Consider the following 2,652-nt stretch of genomic DNA (forward strand, 5'->3'; position numbering starts at 1 on the left):
CCCGCGACCTGTTCGAGCCCGCCCGGCTCGGCCCGCTCGACCTGCCGAACCGCCTGGTGATGGCCCCCATGACCCGCAACCGGGCCGCCGAGGACGGCACCCCGCTGCCGATCATGGGCGAGTACTACGCGCAGCGGGCCGGCGCAGGGCTGATCATCGCCGAGGCCACCACGCCGAACCGGGTCGGGGCGACGTACCCGAACATCCCGGCCATCTACCGGGACGCGCACATCGAGGGCTGGCGGTCGGTCACCGACACCGTGCACGCCGCCGGCGGACGGATGTTCCTGCAGCTCCAGCACGGCGGCCGGATCGGCCACCCGGAGACCAGCGGGCTCCACCCCGTCGCGCCCTCCCCGGTGCCCTTCCCCGACCCGATGCACACCCCGTCCGGTTCGCGCCCGTCGGTGGTGCCGCGCGAGATGACGGTCGAGGAAATCCGTTCCACCGTCGAGGACTTCGCGAACGCCGCGCGCAACGCGGTGGCCGCGGGCTTCGCCGGAGTCGAGGTGCACTCCGCGAACGGCTACCTGCTCCACCAGTTCCTCGGCCAGGACACCAACCGGCGCACCGACGCCTACGGCGGACCGGTCGCCCACCGCATCCGGTTCACCGTCGAGGTCGTCCGCGCCGTGGTCGACGCGATCGGCGCCGAGCGGGTCGGGGTACGCATCGCCCCCGGCGTCACCGCCAACGCCATGGCGGAGGGCGACACCGAGGCCATCTACCCGGCACTGGTCGCCGCGCTCGCCGAGATCGGCCCGGCCTACCTGCACATCGTGTTCGCCGACCCCGACCAGCCGCTCTTCCGCGAGCTGCGCGCGGCCTGGCCCGGCACGCTCATCGCCAACCCCGTGCTGGGCTGGGGCGGCCCGCTGCCCGAGGACGGCGGCAAGGCCGCCGCCGAGCGGCTGCTCGCCGCGGGCGCCGACCTGATCGCGCTGGGGCGGCCGTTCCTCGCCAACCCGGACCTGGTGCACCGGCTGCGCACCGGTGCCCCCGTCAACCAGGTGCGCGACCACGGCTTGATGTACACCGGCGGGGCCAAGGGCTACACCGACTACCCGGCGCTGGGCGACGCGGACGCGGCGGACCGCCCCGCCCTCGCCACAGCGGGCGTGTGATTCGCCGCCCACCACGACCACCGAGCCAGCCGGACCACCCCTCCCCCGCAACACCTCCCGGCGGTGCCCCGAATGCGGGCATACCGCCAAGGAGACGCTACTGAACCAACCGGCGCGCCCTCTGGGCATGTCCGCGTGGTGAGGTGGCGTGGGCCGGCCGGTCGGGAGGCTGGGTGACCGTGTGTCCGGGAATGAGGGAAGCGAGACAAGACCCCCGCCGGGTGGTGGCGGGGGTCTTGTCTCCGGGGGCAGGGCTCAGGCGGCGAGAGCCTCGTCGACCTGGGCAAGGCTCGGGTTCGCCATGGTGGCCGCGGCCCCGTACGGTCCCCGGGTCAGGCGACGACGCGCAGGCCCCGGTCGGTGTTGTTCAGGCGGCGGCCGCCGGTCTCGGTGCAGGTGACGATGTCCTCGATGCGGACGCCGAAGCGGCCGGGCAGGTAGATGCCCGGTTCGATGGAGAAGCACATGCCGGGGACCAGCGGCAGGTGTTCGCCCTCGACCAGGTAGGGCGGCTCGTGGGTGGTGACGCCGATGCCGTGGCCGGTGCGGTGGATGAAGTACTCGCCGTAGCCGGCCTCGGTGATGACGGCGCGGGCGACCCGGTCGATCTCCTGGCAGGAGGCGCCGGGGCGGACCGCCTCGAAGGCGGCCTGCTGGGCCTGGCGGACCACCTCGTGGACCTTCCGCTCCTCGGCGGTGGGCTCGCCCACGTGCACGGTACGGGTGGTGTCGGAGCCGTAGCCGTCCTTGAGGCCGCCGAAGTCCAGCACCACCATGTCGCCGTCCTCGATGACCCGCTCCCCGGCCTCGTGGTGCGGGTTGGCGCCGTTGGGGCCGGAGCCGACGATGGTGAAGTCGACCTGGCTGTGGCCGTGTTCCAGGAGCAGGGCGCGGAGTTCCGCGGCGATCTCGCGCTCCGGGCGCCCGGAGAAGCGGACGTCGGTGATCCGCTCGAAGACGGCGTCCGCGGCGGCCCCGGCGGCGGCCAGCAGCTCCACCTCGAGGTCGTCCTTGACCGCCCGCAGCATGGGGACGGCCTCGCTGAAGGAGCTGTAGGAGGCGTCCGGCAGGGTGCGCTGGAGGCCCAGCAGATGCATCGCCCAGGAGTTGTCGGAGACGCCGAACCGGCCGCCCGGCGGCAGCAGCTCGGCCAGGGCCAGATAGGGGTCCCTGCCGTCCAGCCAGCCGCTGACCTCGATCGTTCCGGCGCCCGGGGCGGCCAGCGCGTCCGGTCGCTCCAGGGCCGGCACCAGCATCCGGGGCTCGGCGCCGGGGGCCAGCACCAGCGCGGTGAGTCGTTCGGTGGCCACCGGCAGGTATCCGCACAGGTGGGCCAGGTCCGGGCCGGGGGCGACGATCAGCCCGGCGAGTCCGGCGTCCGCCGCCGCCCTGGTGGCACGGGCCATCCGTTCGGAGTAGTCGACTTTGGTCATGCCGCCAGCATGGCTCAGCGCCGCCCGGGCCGCGACAGGAAATCCGCCGGGAATCCGCCGTCGAGAACGGCGGGGGGAGCGGCGGGGAAGGCGGC

2 protein-coding genes are annotated in these 2,652 nt (G+C 74.0%); one reads left to right on the forward strand and one right to left on the reverse strand.

Annotated elements, in window-relative coordinates; all coding sequences use genetic code 11:
- Positions 1 to 8 precede the first annotated feature (8 nt).
- The gene (locus E4099_RS31175; protein ID WP_135342459.1) at positions 9 to 1,124 is read left to right on the forward strand and encodes an alkene reductase; all 1,116 of its coding nucleotides are present in this window, start codon (positions 9 to 11) and stop codon (positions 1,122 to 1,124) included.
- A 332-nt stretch (positions 1,125 to 1,456) separates the two neighbouring features.
- On the opposite strand, the gene E4099_RS31180 is transcribed toward E4099_RS31175, so the two are convergent.
- A complete protein-coding gene (locus tag E4099_RS31180) occupies positions 1,457 to 2,557 on the reverse strand; it encodes an aminopeptidase P family protein (protein ID WP_135342458.1) in 1,101 nt (366 codons plus the stop codon).
- Positions 2,558 to 2,652: the final 95 nt, after the last annotated feature.

This window comes from Streptomyces palmae (genome assembly GCF_004684805.1).
GTDB lineage: Bacteria > Actinomycetota > Actinomycetes > Streptomycetales > Streptomycetaceae > Streptomyces > Streptomyces palmae.

Bases quoted from the DNA above. Each gene is read 5' to 3' on its own strand.
- E4099_RS31180 (WP_135342458.1), bottom strand. From the start codon at position 2,557: ATGACCAAAGTCGACTACTCCGAACGGATGGCCCGTGCCACCAGGGCG.